The sequence below is a fragment of the Streptomyces sp. genome, from assembly GCF_050698815.1.
Classification (GTDB): domain Bacteria; phylum Actinomycetota; class Actinomycetes; order Streptomycetales; family Streptomycetaceae; genus Streptomyces.
On the sequence record NZ_JBOHCV010000673.1, the window covers coordinates 1 to 2,991 of the forward strand.

At 72.4% G+C, this 2,991-nt stretch carries 4 protein-coding genes and 1 pseudogene; 3 read left to right on the top strand and 2 right to left on the bottom strand.

Going from position 1 to position 2,991, the window contains the following annotated elements; all coding sequences use genetic code 11:
• The 3 genes from ACRDP3_RS24120 to ACRDP3_RS24130 all read left to right on the top strand — a co-directional run.
• On the top strand, window positions 1-387 hold a 387-nt coding region (locus tag ACRDP3_RS24120; RefSeq protein WP_431519103.1), incomplete at its 5' end, for a glycosyl hydrolase-related protein.
• A gap of 283 nt (window positions 388-670) precedes the next feature.
• A complete protein-coding gene (locus ACRDP3_RS24125; protein WP_431519104.1) occupies window positions 671-1,735 on the top strand; it encodes a peptidoglycan recognition protein family protein in 1,065 nt (354 codons plus the stop codon).
• A gap of 106 nt (window positions 1,736-1,841) precedes the next feature.
• Complete coding sequence (locus ACRDP3_RS24130) at window positions 1,842-2,120, top strand: hypothetical protein (protein WP_431519105.1); 279 nt, start codon at window positions 1,842-1,844, stop codon at window positions 2,118-2,120.
• 18 nt (window positions 2,121-2,138) lie between these two features.
• On the opposite strand, the gene ACRDP3_RS24135 is transcribed toward ACRDP3_RS24130, so the two are convergent.
• Entirely contained in the window at window positions 2,139-2,549 is a 411-nt protein-coding gene (locus ACRDP3_RS24135; RefSeq protein ID WP_431519106.1) for an SRPBCC family protein, read from the bottom strand.
• Window positions 2,550-2,589: 40 nt separating this feature from the next.
• Window positions 2,590-2,991, bottom strand: a pseudogene (locus ACRDP3_RS24140) (MGDG synthase family glycosyltransferase); the annotation flags it as partial.

Sequence of the window (2,991 nt, forward strand, 5' to 3'; positions counted from 1 at the left end):
ACGGTCACCTTCGCCCTGCTGCCGTACACCGGAGAGTGGCACGAGGCGGGCGTCCACGCGGCCGCCGAGTCCTTCCGGCACCCGCTCGTCGCGCTGCCGGGCACCGCCGCGGCGGGCACCGTTCTTCCGGGGAGCGCGGAGGGGCTGCGGGTCGAGGGCACCGGAGTGGTGCTCAGCTCCCCACGGGAACGGGACGGCCGGCTCGAAGTGCGTCTGTGCGCCCAGACACCGCACGCCGGACCGGCCGCTCTCGCGCTGCCGGGCCTGCGCGCGGCGCGCCGCTGCGACCTGCTCGGCAACCCCGGCGAGCAACTCGCCGTCAGCGGCGGTGGGTTCGCGGTGGAGCTGCGGGCCTGGGAGATCGCGACATTCCAGCTGGAGCGTTGACCGGAGTCCCGGCATCCGGACAGGCAAGCGGGAGCCGGGGTCCGGTTCGCGCCGCTACAGGCGATTCGCGGCCCCGGTTTCCTTCTCAACTCCGAGAAAATCTCCGCGGGTTGCTCCCATGGGGTTGTCGCGTACATGACCTGCTGTCTTACTGGCCGGGCACGGAACCGATCTCGGGCCCGTGGGAGGAGCGAAGCCCCCTGTTCCTCCGGCGGGTGTGGGCGCACCGGTGACGGGACTCCGGGCGAGCAAGCCTTCGTTCCCACCCCCAAAGGAGACCGAGATGGCTGCACAGCCGGACTTCGACCGCCGCGTGCTGCTGCGCGGTGGCCTGGCCGCCTCCGCCGCGGGCGCCATTGGCCTGAGCACCGCAGGCACCGCGAACGCCGCCCAGACGGGCGCCAGAGCCGCCCAGCCGCGCATCTACAGCACCGCCCAGTGGGGCGCCCGGTCGCCCTCCAGCCCCATCGTCGTCCTGGACCACCGCCCCACGTACATCGTCATCCACCACACCGCGGACGCCAACAGCCGCGACTACTCACTGGCACACGCGAAGAAGATCTGCCGGGCCATCCAGCGCTACCACATGGACCACAACGGCTGGTCCGACTCCGGCCAGCAGTTCACCAACACCCGCGGCGGGTACCGGCTCGAAGGACGGCACCGCAGCCTGTCCGCCGTGCGCGACGGCGGGCGCCACGTGCAGGGCGCCAACGTCGGCGGCTACAACAGCAAGGTCATCGGAATCGAGAACGAAGGCATCTACAGCAAGGTCAACGTGCCGAAAGCGCTGTGGAACTCACTGGTCCCACTGGTCGCCTGGATCGCGGACCAGTACGGGACGCGGATGAAGAACATCCGCGGCCACCGGGACTTCAACTCCACCGAGTGCCCCGGCGATGTGCTCTACAAGCGGCTGAAGGAACTGCGCGAGGACGTCTCCAGGGAACTCGGCCTGGCACCGCCCCCCGAACTGCTCACCTGGCCGTTGCTGCGGCCCGGGGCCATCGGACCGCAGGTGCGGGCAGCCCAGCACCTGCTGCGCGCGAAGGGGTTCAGCGCGGTGCCCGTGGACGGCTTCTTCGGTACGGCCACCAAGCAGGCGGTGGCCACGCTGGCGGACGCGCACGGCATCGAGCGGCACACCTGTTCGGCCACGCACCACAGCCTGGTGGACGAGACCGGCTATCTCGGCTCGGACATCTGGCCGCTGATCACCCCGACGGCGCAGGCGTCCGGGAACGGCGACGTCGCCGACGCCGTCAGCACGCTGCTGAGCGCCGGCGGCGACAAGGCGGCGTCCACCGGCGCGCTCGCCCCGTCCGACTGGCAGCGGCTGCTGGCCTGACCGGACCTGACCGGTGCGGGCCGGGGCCGACGCCCCGCGGCCCGCACCCTCAGGCTTCCCGGAGCGGCGGGAGGCGGGGCCGGACGGCCGGGCTTATCGTCGGATCATGGCCGCTGATGAGTCGCACTTCGACATCGTCCTGAAGCCCCAGATCGCCGACATCGAGGGTCACCCGGAACACGGACCCGAGCTGCGCGTCATGAGCGTACGGGCGACGGGCGCGCAGGGCGCGTCGGGTTACCCGCGCTACGCGGGCGAAGGGGTGGAGGCGGACATCGACCCGCGCACACGTACCGTCGAGGCGGTCACCGTCGACGGCGAGGAACTCCCCTACGGCTGGGTCGCGTTGATCGCCCCCGACGGAGACGGGCAGGGTGGCGGCTGAGATATCCGACCGCGTCCCCTAGCCGGCCCGGTCGGCCCGCAGGCGGACCTGTTCGGCCAACCGGTCCAGGCTCTCGTCCAGTGCCACTGTCACCTCGTTGTCGGCGGGAGCGTGCCCCTCGTCGAAGAAGGACAGGTGCACCGTGACCTGGCTCGCACCACCGCCGATCCCCTCCACCTGAAGCCAGCCCCCGTAGCGCGCGTCCTCCCGCGTACCCCACTCCAGGCGGAGCTGATCCCGCCGGGCGCGGAGCAGCGCCTCCGCGTCCCGTCCGGTGTCGTCGTCGTGCACGGTGACGCCGGGCGGTTCTCCGGGCCGTACGTGCAGCTCCCGCGGCAGCCACGTGTCGATCTGGCCGACGTCGGACGCCTGCTCGAAGACCACCTCCGGAAGGGCCGCCACGGTGCGGGAACGCTCGTGTTCGCTCATCGGTTCCAGGTTCCCTGTCCGGACCGGACAAAACGGCCGGTCAGGCCCGTACCCCGGCCAGGGCGAGTTCCGTGATCCACTGCGCCGCGTCCGACCGGAAGGCCGCCTTGCCCAGCGCGATGCGGCTCTGACGTGCCGACCCCGGCCGGGCGAGCCGGTCCACCGACGCGGCCAGCTCTTCAGGGCAGTGAGCGTGTTCGGACAGGCCGGCCGCGGCCATCGCCCGTACGCCCTCGGCGCCGTGACCGGGGAGCGGCCGGTAGCCGATCACCGGCAGGCCGGCGGCCAGGGCCTGCGCGGCGGTCTGTCCGGCCGCGTTGTCGACCAGCGCGTGTGCCGCCGACATCAGGCCGGCCATCTCCGCCACCCAGCCCAGGGCCAGCGCCCCGGGCACCGAGGCGGCCCGGCGGCGCAGCCGTTCGTCCCGGCCGCACAGCAGCAC